The 16302-nt window shown below is 44.6% G+C and carries 16 protein-coding genes; 8 read left to right on the plus strand and 8 right to left on the minus strand.

The window, feature by feature from the left end:
* Positions 1-3 precede the first annotated feature (3 nt).
* Positions 4-237, plus strand: coding sequence for a hypothetical protein (locus tag JGK11_RS18810; protein WP_293212458.1), 234 nt, complete (start codon positions 4-6; stop codon positions 235-237).
* Here the strand turns inward: JGK11_RS18810 and JGK11_RS18815 are convergent.
* On the minus strand, positions 234-755 hold the full coding sequence (locus JGK11_RS18815) for a LuxR C-terminal-related transcriptional regulator (protein WP_293212459.1): 522 nt from the start codon (positions 753-755) through the stop codon (positions 234-236). The genes JGK11_RS18810 and JGK11_RS18815 overlap by 4 nt on opposite strands.
* Positions 756-1133: 378 nt before the next feature.
* On the opposite strand from JGK11_RS18815, the gene JGK11_RS18820 reads away from it, so the two are divergent.
* Together JGK11_RS18820 and JGK11_RS18825 are read left to right on the plus strand one after the other, a co-directional pair.
* Positions 1134-3065: a dynamin family protein gene (locus JGK11_RS18820; RefSeq protein ID WP_293212461.1), complete on the plus strand. Its 1932-nt coding sequence runs from the start codon at positions 1134-1136 to the stop codon at positions 3063-3065.
* Positions 3066-3143: 78 nt separating this feature from the next.
* Positions 3144-5132 (plus strand): dynamin family protein, encoded by a 1989-nt coding sequence (locus tag JGK11_RS18825; RefSeq protein WP_293212463.1) that lies wholly within the window; start codon positions 3144-3146, stop codon positions 5130-5132.
* A gap of 76 nt (positions 5133-5208) precedes the next feature.
* Here the strand turns inward: JGK11_RS18825 and JGK11_RS18830 are convergent, their stop codons facing one another.
* From JGK11_RS18830 to purM, 4 genes are all read right to left on the minus strand, one after another.
* Positions 5209-5544: a DUF5615 family PIN-like protein gene (locus tag JGK11_RS18830; protein WP_293196705.1), complete on the minus strand. Its 336-nt coding sequence runs from the start codon at positions 5542-5544 to the stop codon at positions 5209-5211.
* On the minus strand, positions 5537-5857 hold the full coding sequence (locus JGK11_RS18835) for a DUF433 domain-containing protein (protein ID WP_293196706.1): 321 nt from the start codon (positions 5855-5857) through the stop codon (positions 5537-5539). Before JGK11_RS18835 ends, JGK11_RS18830 begins: the two co-directional genes overlap by 8 nt.
* A 138-nt stretch (positions 5858-5995) precedes the next feature.
* On the minus strand, positions 5996-6637 hold the full coding sequence (locus JGK11_RS18840; RefSeq protein WP_293212465.1) for a Uma2 family endonuclease: 642 nt from the start codon (positions 6635-6637) through the stop codon (positions 5996-5998).
* Positions 6638-6896: 259 nt separating this feature from the next.
* Positions 6897-7925, minus strand: a complete 1029-nt coding sequence (gene purM / locus JGK11_RS18845; RefSeq protein WP_293205770.1) for a phosphoribosylformylglycinamidine cyclo-ligase — start codon at positions 7923-7925, stop codon at positions 6897-6899.
* Positions 7926-7979: 54 nt separating this feature from the next.
* Here purM and JGK11_RS18850 point away from each other — a divergent pair, with 54 nt between their 5' ends.
* From JGK11_RS18850 to JGK11_RS18865, 4 genes are all read left to right on the plus strand, one after another.
* A complete protein-coding gene (locus tag JGK11_RS18850) occupies positions 7980-8246 on the plus strand; it encodes a hypothetical protein (protein WP_293185425.1) in 267 nt (88 codons plus the stop codon).
* A 536-nt stretch (positions 8247-8782) separates the two neighbouring features.
* Positions 8783-9850, plus strand: a complete 1068-nt coding sequence (locus JGK11_RS18855; protein ID WP_293185424.1) for a septal ring lytic transglycosylase RlpA family protein — start codon at positions 8783-8785, stop codon at positions 9848-9850.
* A gap of 485 nt (positions 9851-10335) precedes the next feature.
* Complete coding sequence (locus JGK11_RS18860; RefSeq protein WP_293205768.1) at positions 10336-11922, plus strand: bifunctional pantoate--beta-alanine ligase/(d)CMP kinase; 1587 nt, start codon at positions 10336-10338, stop codon at positions 11920-11922.
* Positions 11923-12263: 341 nt separating this feature from the next.
* Positions 12264-13187 (plus strand): polysaccharide deacetylase family protein, encoded by a 924-nt coding sequence (locus tag JGK11_RS18865; RefSeq protein WP_293185445.1) that lies wholly within the window; start codon positions 12264-12266, stop codon positions 13185-13187.
* Positions 13188-13386: 199 nt separating this feature from the next.
* Here JGK11_RS18865 and JGK11_RS18870 read toward each other — a convergent pair whose 3' ends face one another.
* Entirely contained in the window at positions 13387-13572 is a 186-nt protein-coding gene (locus tag JGK11_RS18870) for a hypothetical protein (RefSeq protein ID WP_293185421.1), read from the minus strand.
* On the opposite strand from JGK11_RS18870, the gene JGK11_RS18875 reads away from it, so the two are divergent.
* Positions 13564-14469: a Uma2 family endonuclease gene (locus JGK11_RS18875; RefSeq protein ID WP_293212467.1), complete on the plus strand. Its 906-nt coding sequence runs from the start codon at positions 13564-13566 to the stop codon at positions 14467-14469. The two genes, JGK11_RS18870 and JGK11_RS18875, sit on opposite strands and share 9 nt — an antisense overlap.
* A gap of 93 nt (positions 14470-14562) precedes the next feature.
* On the opposite strand, the gene JGK11_RS18880 is transcribed toward JGK11_RS18875, so the two are convergent.
* Both JGK11_RS18880 and JGK11_RS18885 read right to left on the minus strand, forming a co-directional pair.
* Positions 14563-15045, minus strand: coding sequence for a GNAT family N-acetyltransferase (locus JGK11_RS18880; protein ID WP_293205764.1), 483 nt, complete (start codon positions 15043-15045; stop codon positions 14563-14565).
* Positions 15046-15137: 92 nt separating this feature from the next.
* Positions 15138-16205 carry an FAD-dependent oxidoreductase gene (locus tag JGK11_RS18885; RefSeq protein WP_293205841.1) on the minus strand — a complete coding sequence of 356 codons (1068 nt, stop codon included), beginning with the start codon at positions 16203-16205 and terminating at the stop codon, positions 15138-15140.
* Between the last annotated feature and the right edge of the window lie 97 nt (positions 16206-16302).

The following is a 16302-nucleotide window of genomic DNA, read 5'->3' on the forward strand; positions in this document are numbered from 1 at the left end:
GCGGTGGATGGTGCCCGCCAGGTTTCTGTAATTCATTTTTCTCTCGTGCTTTGCCTCAAGCGATCGCTGAAATCGAAGAGCGATCGGCTACAATCATCAATAACAAAATTTATGGACTCCGACAAAGAAACCGGGTTTTTTACCAAATCGGCGGGTAACAACGAAGGAACTTGGAAAAAACCCGGTTTCTGGGCCACATCGAGTCTTATTAAGCCGATCGCACTTCAGTTAGATTAGTTTGTATAGGGGCGATCTTTTGTATCCATGTCTTCTGTGATTGTTGGCTCTGAAAGCGAAGGTAATGTTAGTTGGAGGTGAATGTCAATTGTTATTGTATGAGTTTGATTATTCAAACCTATGTTAACTATGTTTACTAATGGAACTTGGGGTGAATAATTGCTTGAGTGAGATTTCACAGATGGCATAGTTTTATATCCAGCTTCCTCTAGGGAGTTGTGAATATTTCTCCAGTTGCTTACCTTTTCATTAGGTACATCTGTAATTTTTTTAAAGTATTGATATAAAGTTTTAGATATATAAACCTCAACACCTTTACGACTTTGATGGAGTTGGCTAGCTATTTCCGCAGGACTGTGGCCACACAGCAAACCGCGCAAAAAAAGCTTTTCCCGTTCTGTGAGTCCCTTTCTGGAACGAGGAGATACTTGCCACTTGGCTTCTGCCATAGCTTTGTAGAGCCTTTCCAAGTCCCAGTTATTCGCAGCTTCGGCAAACATCTCCTCATTGGATGTCATCGCAGTATGTCCCGCTTAGTTGATAGTCATAGCCTAACTAAAGTTATAGCTTTGGCTAGTTGTTATCTGAGTATGCTTAGTTTATCATTTCAGGAACGGATGTGGCGAGCGCTCTGCTGTAAAAAGATAGAGCTGTTTGTCAAGAGCTTAGGGTGCAGATACAGCAGCGGTTGGTGGGCTAGTGTAAAGATTTGTAACAATACGCCAAATTCTGCGTAAAAATTCGGGATTGAAGCCGAATACATAGATATAGGAGCAAGATGTTGCTTGGTGCGGGGCCGAGTTGGTACTGGATGCTTAGGCGTTGCGGTATTTGTTTGGGGTGCGTGCGATCGGGCAATTCCGCTTTTTTGTACCCAAAATTTAACGGATAGTAATATGAATAATTATGATGACCATATACAATTTGCCGAGAATGTAATTGAGAGATCGCAACTGCCGGAATCCCAAAGAGGTGAGTTACATCAGCTAATACAACGCATTCAGCAAAGACAAAACGACCCCAATCTTTACTTAGCAGTGATTGGAGAATTTTCTAGTGGTAAAAGTACATTTATTAATGCTTTAATTCGTGATAATTTGCTGAAAACATCAGCTTTAGTGACAACTGCTGCTGCTACTAGATTACGCTATGGTCAAGAAATTAACATAGAAATAAATTTTAGGCAAGTACCAGAAATAATTAAACCAAGAAGATTTTGGACTAGAAATGCTATATCAGTTATTATTAGATTTCTCGAGAATTTAGGTTTAGACTTTGACATAGTAACTGCTATTGAAGATTTTTTAAATGATACCGTTGCTTTTTTATTCAGCCTTTTTAACAGCTCAAATAATCTTACAAATATAATTACATCTGAAGACATTAGGGCTAAGGGTATAGATATTAGGGAGTTTATTCACAAAGTTACGTCTGAAGAAGAGATAGCCAAAGAAGTTATTGATGTTAATATTAATCATCCAGCCACTTTTCTACAAAATAATATCGTGATTATTGACCTACCTGGTACTAATGCTACCAATACCAGACACGCACAAATTACACGAGAAATTGTAGAAAACGAAGCTGATGTTGCTATTGTTATAATTCCTGCTACACAACCTGTAAGTGACACTTTGGCGGAATTTTTGATCTCGACAATACAATCTTCGCTAGATCGCTGTATATTTGTTGTTAGCCGCATGGATCAAATTCGCCAGAGAGAACATAATAGAATGTTGGCTAATGTGAGAGAGAGATTGGTAGATCAGCTAGAAGTTAATCCTAATAAATTGTATTCATGTTCTGCTCAGGTTGTTATGGATGATGTCACAGGAGAGCAGCAAGCAGTAAATAACCCCGAATTTTGGATCGAGCAATTCACGCAAATGCAGGTTGAAATCATAGAACGCTTAAAAGCTGAACGAAATGCGATTATTAGTGAAAATATCCAAGGTTTATTTGGTCAGCTATTTAATCAAATCAAAAGTTATTTACAATCTCAATGGAATCAATACAAGGAAAAAGAATCAAAAATTCAGAAAGAAACGATTCAAGATATTGAATCTTTTAAAAATCAACAATATAGAGAGTGTATTAATATGATCGATAGAACTGCTAGTCGCTCGGAAAATAAAATCAACGATCATGTTGACAATTTTAGAGATCGAACTACTGCTAAAGTAAAAGAAGCTATTTTTGGCGCAAGTGATTGGGACGATCTCAAGTATGTTGTTAATACTAAGGTTGCGACAATTTTACGAGAGCAACAAAACTTACTAAGTGATAGTATTCAAAATGAATGCCAGAATCTTTCTCAGTCTGCACACGAAGTTGGGCAATATTTTGATAAAAAATTTACTGAAGTCTATCGGAGCTTACAAGCATTAGGTGGGCGTGTTGAAACTAATTCGGTGTTCGCAAGTAGTAATATTTCAATCAATACATATTCAGTTATTTCTTCAGCACAACAACTCAACAGTTCAAGTTTTGGTAATGCAATGGCAGGCTTGTTTTCTCATGTATTTCGTGGCTTACTTGACGAGCGCAAGCAAAAGATTTGGAATGAAATTAGACCTAAAATTTATAACTGTTTTGCTGAAATCAAACAACAGGTGCAACCAACAGTAAAGAAAGATGCGGACAATCTGAAGACAGCCATCAATCAGCGGATTAATGCTTACATTACTCACTACAAATCTGTTGTAGATGGTATGTTGAACGAACAAAAAATGGAATTGCAGCGGTTGACACAGTTGCAAGCGACCATTCAAGCTGACTTAGGGGAGATTGAGCGAAGGCAACTGCAAATAAAAGTCAATTTACGTTGATGTATTAAATCAGTTACATAACTCAATCTCTCTAATCTTGCTGGCTAAACTCTATCTAATAGTCAAAAGGAGACTACTATGAACTCTAACGATCGACAATATCAGTTATTTCAACAAAAACGTAACGCCCTAGCTGTTTTAGTGAAGCAGCAAATAGATGTGTTGCATTCTCTTAATATGACGGAAACAGAAGCAACTATCCGTCAATTAGAAGAGCGGATTTTAACCGATGGTTTTAAAGTGCTTGTAGTGGGTGAGTTCAAACGGGGAAAAAGCACTTTTATTAATGCTTTATTACGCCAAGAAGTGCTACCTGCATACTCAACGCCAACTACTGCAATCATTAATGAAGTTAAATGGGGGAATAAACAGAAAGCGATGCTATATTACAAAAAGGCTGCTTCTGGTTCAACGCGATTGCCCCAGGAAATACCTGTGGATAAAATAGAAGAATATGTTGTGATTAAAAACTCTGATAAAAAAGAAGCAAAAGAAAGTCCCTATGAAAAGGTGGAATTATTCTGGCCTTTAGAACTCTGTCGCAATGGTGTAGAAATTATTGATTCTCCCGGATTGAATGAAAACGAAGTACGCCAGCAAGTTACGGTAGATTACTTGTCAAGAGTCGATGCCGTGCTTTTTGTTCTGTCTTGCGAACAACTCGGCCCGTCAATTTCTGAACAGAAGATGATCGAACTGTTGAGTAATTGCGGTCACGAGGATATCTTTTTTATCTGCAATCGCTTCAATGATATTCGGAAAAAAGAAGAGCAAGAGCGAGTCAGACAACATGGCTTATCTCAGTTTGGAAATCTAACCAAACAAGGAACCCAGGGGATCTTTTTTATCACGGCTGTAGATGCTTTGGAAGGTTATTTAGATCAGGATGTGAACCGAATTAAAAATTCTGGTATAGAACTTGTTGAGCAAGCACTAGCAACATTTTTAGCTAAGGAACGAGGGCGGGTGAAAATTGTCCGATCAGAAAAAGTTTTCCGAATGTCTATTGAGGAGTCACGAAAAATTATTCCTCAGCGAGAATCAATGCTGAGAACTGATTTGCAAACTTTGGAAAAACGCTATACTGATGCTCAGGAGTCACTGCGACTATTGGAGAAGGAGCGTGAAAGCATAGTGAGACGGATATCGAACTTCCGTGAAGATATTAAAGAGCTAGTTAGAGGAAAATCTCGCCAGCTTCTCAATCAAGTCGGTGACAAAATCGATGGCTGGGTGAAGGAATATACGATCCAAGAAGGTGTAAAACTATTCTCAAAAGATATCGTCAACATGGAAAAGGCGGCTAAAAGAGTTGTTGAAGAGGTGACTCAATATCTTTCCAGCAAAGTAGAGAAAGAGTTTACCCAATGGCAACGTCATGAGTTACAGCCCTTTTTAGGAAGTCGATTGGATGATCTATTCAAGGAATTAGAAGACAAAGCAGGCAACTTTTTCTCCGATTTAGATCGAGTGCGTGTTGAGATTTCTGGAACTAAGGTATCAAAACTAGATGTACCGGTAGAAGATACTAAAATTTCTCCGATTAATCGCATTCTTTCTGGGATTGCTGGTTTTGTATTGATGGACTATGGTTCTGCCGCGATAGGAGGGTTATTTGGCTACAAGGAAATGCTCAAAAGTCTGATTCCTCAACTTGCTACCGTTGGCGTAACTTACTTGCTCGTTGGACTCAACCCTTGGATATTAATTCCAGCAATATTTGCTAGTGGTTCACTACAAGCCTTCATTAAGGTTAACGGGATTAACGATAAGGTTAAACAACAAGTAGGTAAAGAATACAAAATTCAATTTCAAGCATCAAACCAGCCCGATGAAGTAGCTAATGCTGTTGCAGCTAAGATTAAAGAAATTGAGGACGGTGTAGATGGAGGACTTGGTAACGAGATTCAAAGTGTTCGGACTCAAGTTAAGTCTATTCTGGCTGAAAAGCAAAAAGGTCAAGCTAATGTTGACCAAAAGATTCGGGAGTTAGCATCACTCACAGATCAATTAAATGCTATTGATGGGCAATTGAATGAATTGATGAGACAAGTTGCTCAGATGTAGCATTTTTCATTTTTCCGAAAGTGCGATCGCGCTTTTTTCCCCAAATAACCCAAAGGGCGATCGCCTTACAATCATGTCAAATATATTCAATCCTCCCGATCATTTCTTCAGGCGCATACACTTCATAAATTAAAATCAAACTACGGATAATCTCGCCCACAGAACGAGAATTAGGAGGACAATAGACAATCCCCGGATAATCTGTGGTATCGCTTGCCATAATTAAAAAATCGTCATCGTGAGTTACTATCACGCGCCGCTGTTCGCGAATAAATTCCAGGTGTGACTCGTCGCTTTTAGTCCGCAATCCTGCATCAACTGTTGTTGTAACATCTATGCCGTAACGACGCAAACCGCGCGCAATATTAGAGTCAATATGTTCGTCTAAATGAAAACGAATTTGCTCACTCACCTCTAATTGCCCTCAATTTTTCTTGTAACGGAGATGGTGGACTATTGCGCTTTAATTCTTCCACAATAGCTCGACTTTCAGCAGTGCGACGATCGATTTCTTCTCTCCGATCGTAATAATAGGTCATTGCTGCATGAACCGAGGCAAGTTGCAAATCATACTTGCCCGCGATTTCTTCTATAGACATCCCCATTTTCAGATACATTTCGGCGATGTGTGCTACAGCAATTCGATGGCCCGCAATGCGTGGCTTACCACCAAGTACCCCAGGCGTAATTTCGATATGTTCTGTGATGACTGATTCCTTAGACATCTTAGTTAAAGGCTCTTAATCAGTAATGTTTAAGCTCTTTAATTTTAGCACAAAAGGTTTTTGCAGTAATTTGAGTATGCCGTCAAGCTTATGCTGATCAAGAGTCATAGCTACCTTCGATCGGCATCTATTCTGGTTTTAACCAGAAATCACTCGTTGTCGAAATTCCTTAACTGCTGCGAGCGAATTCGGATATCGGACATATTCCGCCAACAATTCTATATCTAAATCAGGGAGAATTTCGCTCCGATAGATTTGCTCATAACCGCAGGTTTGGACAAATTGAACTGGAATTTCTTCTCTCAGGTAGTAGAGGCTAAAACGTTCATTTTGCCAAAACCAAACCTCTTTAACATTTAACCTTCTGTAAACTTCCAGTTTATTCAGGCCACCACTGGTAACAACAACCTCAATTGCCAAATCGGGAAATTCTTTGTCTGTACCAATGCAATAAGCTTCATCGGGTTCCGTCCCACCTCTTTTTTCCTCTTGCCGCAGGGTGGTAGAACCAAAGGGAAAATAGTCGATATCTGCTTCTAAAAAGTAAATGACTAAAAGATCTCCAATCCGCGTTTTTCTGTTTTCATGACGACGGGAAGGTGACATAATTTCTAAAGCTCCATCTAAATAAGTGACTCGATATGCCGAACTATCCCCATTTCTGGTGAGTAAAGTTTCATATTGCTCCCAGTTAACGCGATCGGTAATATAGCGACATTCGGAATCTTGGCGTTGGAGTGCTTGTTGGTCAAGTAGAGCATTGAGATCGCTTGTCAACATAGTATTACCTCCTTTAGGTTGTCTTGATTATAATGAGAGTTAATGCGATAAATCTTGTTAAAAAATTTTGCCTTAAAAAAGAAGTATTACCTATTGACTAGGCTAGAATTACTGTGGTATATTTTAGATAATGGGAGTGGTAACTTAAATTTTAAAATTGCCACTATTTCCATTATCTAATTGTACTTCCTTTGCTGCCAGGAGTCAAGCATTTAACCCGAAAAAAAAGGGCGATTCTTTTTAATTCACGCAACTAAAATTAATCGACGCCCATTACCAATTCCCCGTTACCCTCAATAACTTCGCCGATCGCAAAAGCACCAATTCCCTGAGACTCAAACCACTTCACAGCCTGCTCAACTTCCCGGCGATCGACCAACAGCACAAAGCCAATACCCATATTAAAAGTATTGAACATATCGGCAGTCGCCACAGAGCCAGCCTCAGCAATCCAGTCAAAAATTGGCAAACTCGGCCAGCTATTACTGTCAATTTTTACAGATTGATTAGCTCCCAAACAGCGGGGCAAATTTTCCGGCAAACCGCCGCCTGTAATGTGAGCCATACCGTGAATTTCTAAACCGCTCTTAAGGGCTTCGAGGACTGGTTTCACATAAATTGTAGTCGGAGTCAGCAGCACTTCTCCTAAACTTTGACCGCCCAATCTTTCCGGTTGGGAATTCCAATCAAAACCTAGATCGCCGGCAATTTTTCGCACCAAACTAAAACCGTTGCTGTGCACCCCGGAACTAGCCAGCCCCACAGCGATATCTCCCACCCGTACCTGGGAAGCGTCGAGCAATTTGCTCTTTTCGACAATTCCCACGCAAAAACCAGCCAAATCGTACTCACCGGCTTGGTAAAAACCAGGCATTTCTGCGGTTTCCCCTCCGAGCAAAGCACAGCCCGCTTGTTTGCAACCGTCAGCAATTCCTGTCACCACCCCAGCTAATTGTTCGGAATTTAACTTTCCTGTCGCTAAATAATCGAGAAAAAAGAGGGGCTCGGCGCCGGATGTCAGTACGTCGTTGACGCACATCGCCACCAAGTCGATACCTACCGTGTCGTGCCGATCGAGATCGTGGGCCAATTTCAACTTAGTTCCCACGCCGTCAGTGCCCGAAACCATCACCGGCTCTTTTAAACCCTCCGGAACGCTGAAAAACCCGCTAAATCCGCCGAATCCGCCCAAAACTCCCGATCGGTGGGTGCTTTTGACTGTATTTTTGATGCGATCGACAAAAGCTCTGCCCGCCTCAACATCCACACCTGCTGCTCGATAATCCATAAGTCCCCCAAATCCATTTGTAAGTTTTAGTTTATTCCCAAGAGTCAGCCGATTTTGGATTTTGGATTTTGGATTTTGGATTGGGGATTGGGGATTGAGAATTGGGCATTGGGCATTGGGCATTGGGCATTGGGCATTGGGCATTGGGCATTGGGCATTGCGGATTTTGGATTGAGGATTGGGGATTTTGGATTGAGGATTGGGGATTTTGGATTGAGGATTGGGGATTGCCGATTGCGGATTGAGGATTGCCGATTGCGGATTGGGGATTGGGGATTGCCGATTGCGGATTTTAGGCTTCCAGGTAAGCGCCAAGGTTGAACGAGCTCTGGAGCTGGGATCTCGAACAGAAGTATAAAATTTTGCGATCGCAGCAAGTATCCATTTGGGGGCGAACTCAACATTTAATACTTGACAAACAGATTTTTTCAGGCTAATCCTTCGGCAGCCATAAAATACACGAATTTTTTGTAAATTTTTGTAAAAATTTCTGGAATTCTGAAAATGGCTGTAACCACTGCAATTAAAGGACTTTATTAGACAGAGTTCTGAGAAAATTTGAGCAATATTGCTCAAATGTATCGAAACAGCGATCCCCAAGCGCAAAAGTTTGTGGTAGTCTGTTGCAGTTCGTTACCAAAACACAAATTGCAGATCGAGTATTGAGTTGTCAAAGATCGGGGAAGTTTCAGCCAAAATTTTTTTTTCGCTGAAGCATTACAGCAAAAACGCACCCGGATACTTTGCTTTGACTCACGGGGGAATAGCGAAGGGATCGAGAAAAATCCTTGACGCCTGCCGCCAAATGGCCAATCCTCCAATCTCGGTTGGCAATGGCTCTTCACAAAAATGGACGTATGAAGGAAAAATTTGTTGGTGGTTTACTCGCTGTCCTGTTAGTTCCTGTGGTAGGAACGGCCTCTTCTTGTCACGCACAAGCGACAGACGCTCTGAAGCCAGACTCTCAGGGCTCCAAGCAGCAAGTAATTGCCACCCAACCGTCCCCGCAGTTAAACGCAACTCGGGCCGAAGCACAAAAAGTTGGACAGTATCAGTACCAAGCAAGAGCTGACATTGACCAAGACTCGATCGTCAAAATTCAGCCCCACGACTTGGAGGGGCGACAAGCAGTGACAGTCTACGTGCGAAACATTCCAGTCATCACCTTTCTGAACCCAAGCCAGGAAACCAACACCAAAATTGGAGAAACTGGCGATCGCAAAGCCAGTGGTAGCAGTCAGTCAAAAGTAGCCGGCACAAAAGAAAATCCCAAAGCCGGAAACACTGCCAGCAATTCCACCAATCAAGAACCAGATCCAATGTGGCGGGCATCTAGCTTAGCAGCAAGACTCAACCAGCTAAACCGCAACAACATCGATCCCAACAGCATTACCGTTAAGTGGGAAAAAGGCGATCGCTACATAATCCAGGCAAACGGCGAGGATTTGGTAAGCATCAACGCTCAAAACATCCTCCCCGACACCACGAGCAACTTCAGCCGAGATGCTCTGCAAGTAACCAATCGCCTCCGCCGACTCCTGGGCAACGCCCCACCCTTGGAAGCAGTCGCAGGCCAACCCCAACCCGAACCAGAAGCCCCCGTGCTATCTTTGGGCCCACTTCAAGTGCGGCTCAGCGGCTTGGCTTCCTGGTACGGCCCCGGATTTGATGGCAACCTCAGCGCCAGCGGCGAGCGTTTTAACCAAAATGCCTTGACTGCTGCACACCGCCACTTGCCCTTCGGCACTCTAGTCATGGTGCGAAATCTTGACAACGGCCGCTCCGTCGTCGTTCGGATTAACGATCGCGGCCCCTACGTGGGCGATCGGCTGATTGACTTGTCGGCCGGCGCAGCCAACGTGCTCGGAATGATGAGCAGCGGCGTTGCGAGAGTGGAAATCCAAGTAATCGAACCGAAAAAGTAAACAACAGTTGACAGTTGACAGTTGACAGTTGACAGTTGACAGTTGACAGTTGACAGTTGACAGTTGACAGCTTGAGGGCGACCTCTACCTAGAAGTCCGAGGATTGGAGTAATAGACCTCTTGCAAAAATCGGAAAACACCCTGAAATCATCTGCGTTTATCTGTGTTTATCTGTCTGACATCTGCGGTTGAAGGATCGCTCAAAGACCCCTACAAGGGTTGCGGCTTTAAACCAATTCTTTCTGGTAAGGCAGAATACAAAAGTTATCCGAACTGTAGAAAGCAGAAACTAGAATAAAACTTGTCCGGGCTTGAAGTATCTGACATCTTGCACTCGTCGCCATAGTCTCGCGCCCCACCATAGTTTATTTGTTGTGGAACTCGCACGCGAGGCAAGTTGCTAACATTGGTGCCAGATGTCCGATCGAACAAATTCAGACAAATAAATTCTGCATTCTGCCGAATGCCTTGAGGAGATTGTATCGGTGCAACTGTTTACTAGCATTGCAGCACTTCGCTGCTACTTAAATTCACAAAAGTCTGCTGCACCTCACGTGACAGTCGGTTTGGTGCCGACGATGGGAGCTTTGCACGCCGGACATCTCAGCTTGATCCAGCGGGCAAGACAAGACAATGCGATCGTCCTAGTCAGCATTTTTGTCAACCCGCTGCAATTTGGCCCGACAGAAGATTTTCAAGATTATCCCCGAAATTTGGATCGAGACCGGCTGCTGTGCGAACAAGCTGGCGTTGATGCCATTTTTGCTCCCCCAGCAACAGAAATGTTTGGGAACCCAGGGGGCGATCGCACAGCAACCGACAAAACCGCCCAAACACAAAATCAACTTTCATCCTTAACTCAAGTAGTGCCGCCACCCGCGATGACATCGGTGTTGTGCGGCAAGTCTCGGCCCGGTCATTTTCAGGGCGTCGCGACAATTGTGACCAAACTTTTGAGTTTGGTGCAGCCGACAAAAGCTTATTTTGGTCAGAAAGACGCCCAGCAGCTAGCAATTATCCGCAAGCTGGCTGTGGATTTTAACTTGCCTGTAGAGATTGTTGCTTGCCCGATCGTCCGCGAAGAGTCTGGACTAGCAATGAGTTCTCGAAATCAGTATTTAACAACAGAGCAAAAACAGCAAGCCTGCGCCCTCTACCGCGCGCTGGAACAAGCCTCAAAAACTTTTGCTTCAGGCGACCGCACCTGGGCCGCAGCACTCGCTGCCGCGCGCGCCGAAGTCGCTGGAGAACCCGAAGTTAAGCTCGAATACGCCGAACTCGTCGATCCCGACACTCTGATGCCGTTGGAGGTGGTGGAAACAGCGGGACTTTTAGCCGTAGCAGCCAGAGTTGGCTCTACTCGCTTGATTGATAATATAATTCTCAGGAATCGCAGGCCAATTGTGGCGATCGACGGCCCGGCGGGCGCTGGCAAATCTACCGTAACTCGCCAAGCAGCAAAAGCTTTGGGCTTGTTTTATCTCGATACTGGCGCGATGTACCGGGCGCTGACTTGGCTGGCTTTGAAAACAAACACGCCGATGTCCGACGAATGTGCGATCGCCGAATTAATTAGTTACAGCTATTTGGAATACAATCTCGATCCCGCATCTTTCATGCTGAAGATTAACGGCGAAGACATAACCGAGGCAATTCGCAGTTTGGAAGTGACATCTCGCGTCTCGGAAATGGCGGCAATTCCCGCTGTGCGCCAGTTTCTAGTAGATGAACAGCGGCGCTGCGGTACAAAAGGTGGGATTGTGGCAGAAGGCCGCGATATAGGAACTAATGTTTTTCCCGATGCGGAATTGAAGATTTATTTGACGGCTTCGGTACAAGAGCGATCGCGCCGGCGGATGTTAGAACTTAAAGACGCCGATCGGGCTAATATTAGTTTGGCCCAGTTAGAACAAGACATCGCTCTGCGGGACTCCAAGGACAGCACTCGCCTGATAGCACCTTTACGGAAAGCTGCTGATGCTGTGGAAATTCAAACAGATAATCTGACTGTTGACGAAGTTATCGATCGGATTGTCGGCTTGTATCAAGAAAGAATCGGCCCTAAAAGTTAATTTGAAGACGCTGGGGCGGGCGATCGGCCCGTAGTGTCAGTTAGCGGCCCGGCTTTTTGGGTCTGAGCCCCTAACTATATAGAATAGAACGTGCAATTAACGGGATTTAACTACCTTCCGGAAGATTGCCACTATTCCCCGTTTTGATCGGTTAGGGGAACTCTGGGTGAAAATTCTTAAACTTGTTAATCCTGCCGGACTTCCCCGCGATCGGTCATTTGCAGTAACATTTCTATGGACAATCGCATTTAATACGATCGTCCTGAGTGGATTAACTTGATATCAAAATAAAATCTAGAATTAATTTTCCAAGGTGTGAAGGAGATAATGACGTGACAAATATGAAACGGCTTTTGAGGCGGCAAAAAAAATTAATCGTTGCTTTTCTGGCCGCCGCAGGCAGTTTTTTGCTGGGTGTGACGTTACCAATGAACTTGCGGGCCAATCAACCAGCGCCACCGATGCAGCCACAAGTCTTGGCAGTATCCTCGCCAGAACCAAAATTGATATCTAATGTTAGTGGGATCGCAGGAGCGATCGCCCATCGAGTAGAAGTTTCCCAAAAAGCTCTAGCTCAACAGCAGGAAACTCGTTTTCAATCATCCCTACCATCCCAGTTTAAAGGTACCATGCTGCGTCAGGCAAAACTGGACCAGCAGCACAAGGCGATCGCCCTAACATTTGACGACGGGCCCTGGCCGACAACTACGAGACAAATCCTAGAGATTCTCAAGAAAAACAATATTAAGGCTACATTTTTTTGGGTAGGAAGATACCTGCAAACATATCCCGAACTTGGCAAACAAGTTGCGTCAGCCGGTCACGCGATCGGCAACCACACTTGGAACCACCAATACATTAAATATAACGAAGACGGTGCGGCTCGCGAGATCGATCGCACGTCATCATTAATTGAGGAAGTGACCGGGGTAAAAACATCACTGTTTCGGCCACCAGGAGGCATTTTAAACAATGGATTGGCAGCTTACGCACAGAAGAAAAATTATGCAGTTATCATGTGGTCTGCTGATTCTTTAGATTGGCGGACTGCGACGCAATCGTTGATGGACAACGTGATGCGGCAGGCAAATTCCGGCGGCATTGTGTTGATGCACGACGGCGGTGGCAATCGATCGAGAACTGTACAAGCTTTGCCGGATATTATTGCTAAACTGAGAAAAGAAGGGTACAAATTTGTAACAGTTCCAGAGTTATTGCAGATGCAAGAACAAGCTTTGAAAAAGCAGGAGACAGCACAAAAATAAAAAATGGGGAAAGTGGCAATTTACACCATTTCCCAGGTTTTTGTAAGTCATATCAATTCCGGCTGCGCCGGAATGATATAGAGGACACTCAAGATGCCGTTTCCCTACCGCGATCAATTGTAGGGACTAAGGCACTCGCGGTATCCTCCGTTTATATGATTCCGATGAAGAGCGGATTTGATATCATTCGATCTATTTTTTAGAGCAATAGCTGAATGAATAACGAAGAAGTAGCAACCACGCCCGGTTCCACCGGATGTTCTTTTGCTAAAATCATTGCTTTAATTGCCTTCTTCCTCTGCACAAATCGATCGACAATCGCTATGCTGTGGTAATAGAGCATCAGTCCGATCGCTAGGTCGATCGCGTACCAGTCATGACCCAAAGTCTCAGTGAAACAGGCTTGCCTCCCGCATTCCCAGATCACACGCAACTCCCCGAATCTGACGGTACATTTTGTCATAATTTTCAAGCGCATCCCCAGAGCATTTTGCTCACCGACTCCCTAGAAATCACACTGCAAAGGCTTCACCCCGACGGACAATATGCGATCGGGCAAGATTGTGGCATCTACTGGCGCGAAACCGACCCACCAGAAAAGGGTGCCGAAGCGCCTGACTGGTTCTACGTCCCCAACGTTGGGCCCCTCGTGGACGGCGAAATTCGTCGCTCTTACGTGATTTGGCGCGAGTATATGGTGCCAATAATTGCGATCGAGTTTGCCAGTGGGAATGGTTCCGAAGAACGAGACAACACGCCTTTATCTCGTTTACCAGAAGGTACTAATCAGAAACCAGGGAAGTTTTGGGTATACGAACAGATTATCCGCATTCCCTACTACGCCATTTATGTAATTAAAACCAGCCAACTGGAAGTCTACAACTGGGTGAATGGTTGCTATTGCCGATTGGAACCGAACGATCGCGGACATTACCCGATCGACCGTATGGGCATAGAATTAGGCCTATGGGAAGGCAGCTATCAAAATCAGACACAGCGGTGGTTGCGCTGGTGGGATAACCAGGGAAATTTGTTGCTAACCGGAAGCGAGCAAGCTCGACTCGAACGCCTCCATACCGAACAGGAACGCCAGCGGGCGGAAGCTGAGAGTCAGCGGGCGGAAGCCCAGAGTCAACGGGCGGAAGCCCAGAGTCAACGGGCCGATCGCGCGGAGCAAACACAACGAGATGCTATCCCCCAACTGTTGGGAATGGGTTTGAGTCTCGAACAAGTTGCCCAGGCGCTTTCTGTGTCGGTGGAGGAGGTGCAGCGTTTGAGATAAAGCTCTGCTTCTTTGTCCCTACTATTAGACCTCTGGCATAATTATTGTGGAACAGGCATCCTGCCTGTTAGGGACTATCTTTTTGCCAGAAATCTATTGCAACAACTTCTCCATAAATACAAGGCATGGACTATCGTTGTATCTCTCAATTGGATAAAAGCCAAGCTTCCTATAAAGTTTGAGTGCCTCTGGTTGTCGCTCTTCGTTTGCTAAGTCAAGCCTAATCTTCCGATAACCTGCCGCGAGTGCGAAATCAAAGAGTATTTGAGCCATTTTCCAGCCTAACCCTTGTCCTCGATACTCTTTGAGAAACCACATCCGCTTAAGTTCGCAGATTTCATCATCAAGTTTTCGGATGCCTCCAGTGCCTACAACCTGCTCACCATCAACTAATACCAAAAAAGTGCCGTTATTGTCGAAATAGTGCGATCGTACATTCTCAATATCAGACATTGAATCATAGCGACTCAACTCATCCTTGGTTAATACGCCCTGCCAAATTTCTAGACATACCGCAATGACTACTTGCTTGGCTTGTTCAATTTGATGTTGCTGGATTAGTTTAATCTCAACCACTTGCTTTGCTGTAAATCTTCACTACAGAACCCAACCTAACATCAAGCTTAACTTAGATTTTCCTCCCAGCCACACCTTAATTGTAGTCTTAATTACCAATTTAGACTGGAATTTAACGGCAAACTATCCAACTGAGAATCAACCCAATTAGCCGCCGCAACTCCCGATCGCAAAGCAGCTTCAATTTGACCTTCCCCGCACAAATCCCCCGCACAAACCAACGGCAAAGTTTCTTCCGCCACCAAACAAGAAACAGGTAAAGGATTCCGACAAAAAGCATAGCGCCAGCGGTGAACCTGCAACCATTCCGGCTGCTTGAGCCAAGGCATTAAATGTTCAGAAGCGCGATCGAGCAATTGCTGACCGATTGTTGGCAAATCGGTAGATTCTAGATGGCGATCGGCAAAATTGGCGCTGCTGTGAACCACAAACACAGGCTGCTGGGACTCGCTGCGCTTGCTGCTGTCGAGCCCAATCCAACTTAAATCAGAATCATCGGGAAAAGAAACCGATTTCCACTGCGGATTTAGATTGCTCAAATCAGAATTTCGTTCCGCAGAATAGCCAGCCATAACTGTAATGCAAGCGTCGTATTCTACAGAGCGCAATTTGTCAATAAAATCAGAGGAAAAACCAAGTTCTGTATCCAAAAACATTAAAGCTTGAGGAGCAGGAATTGCCACCACCACAGCCTTAGCAATCAATTCTTGAGGTAGATCTAAATTGTCGTCGGTAACTTCCAGAGAAAGATGCCACATTTCACTCTCAGTACGAGAAATCGCTTTGACTCGGCGGCCGTACCAAATGTCTAAACCCTCTGCGATATACTTACCGACAGCATTCATCCCAGCAGGTGCCACATAACAAGAACTGGGAATCGAAGATATTTCTCCTTCTCGAAATTCTCCCACGCTATCCGTCCAAAGTTTCAGGATCTGGCGATCGACCAAAACATCAATTAACGCCTGCACCGCATCCCCCTGCGGCTCCAAATAGCGGGCCCCGTGATCGGCCCTCGTGCCATGTACGCGGCGAGTAGCGACTCGTCCGCCGGGGCCGCGAGATTTCTCAACAACCGCCACAGAATAGCCAGCCAGACGCAACTGTCGAGCACAAATCAGCCCCGCCATCCCCGCACCGATCGCCACAACATCGAACATAGTTAAACTGTCAGGTATTTTTGATTTACCAATCAGCATAAAGGCTGCGGGGCAAAAGATGCTCTGCACCACGAACATAAAAGGCCAAAGCCGTAGC

The organism is Microcoleus sp. PH2017_34_RAT_O_A (genome assembly GCF_020737885.1).
Classification (GTDB): Bacteria; Cyanobacteriota; Cyanobacteriia; order Cyanobacteriales; family Microcoleaceae; genus Microcoleus.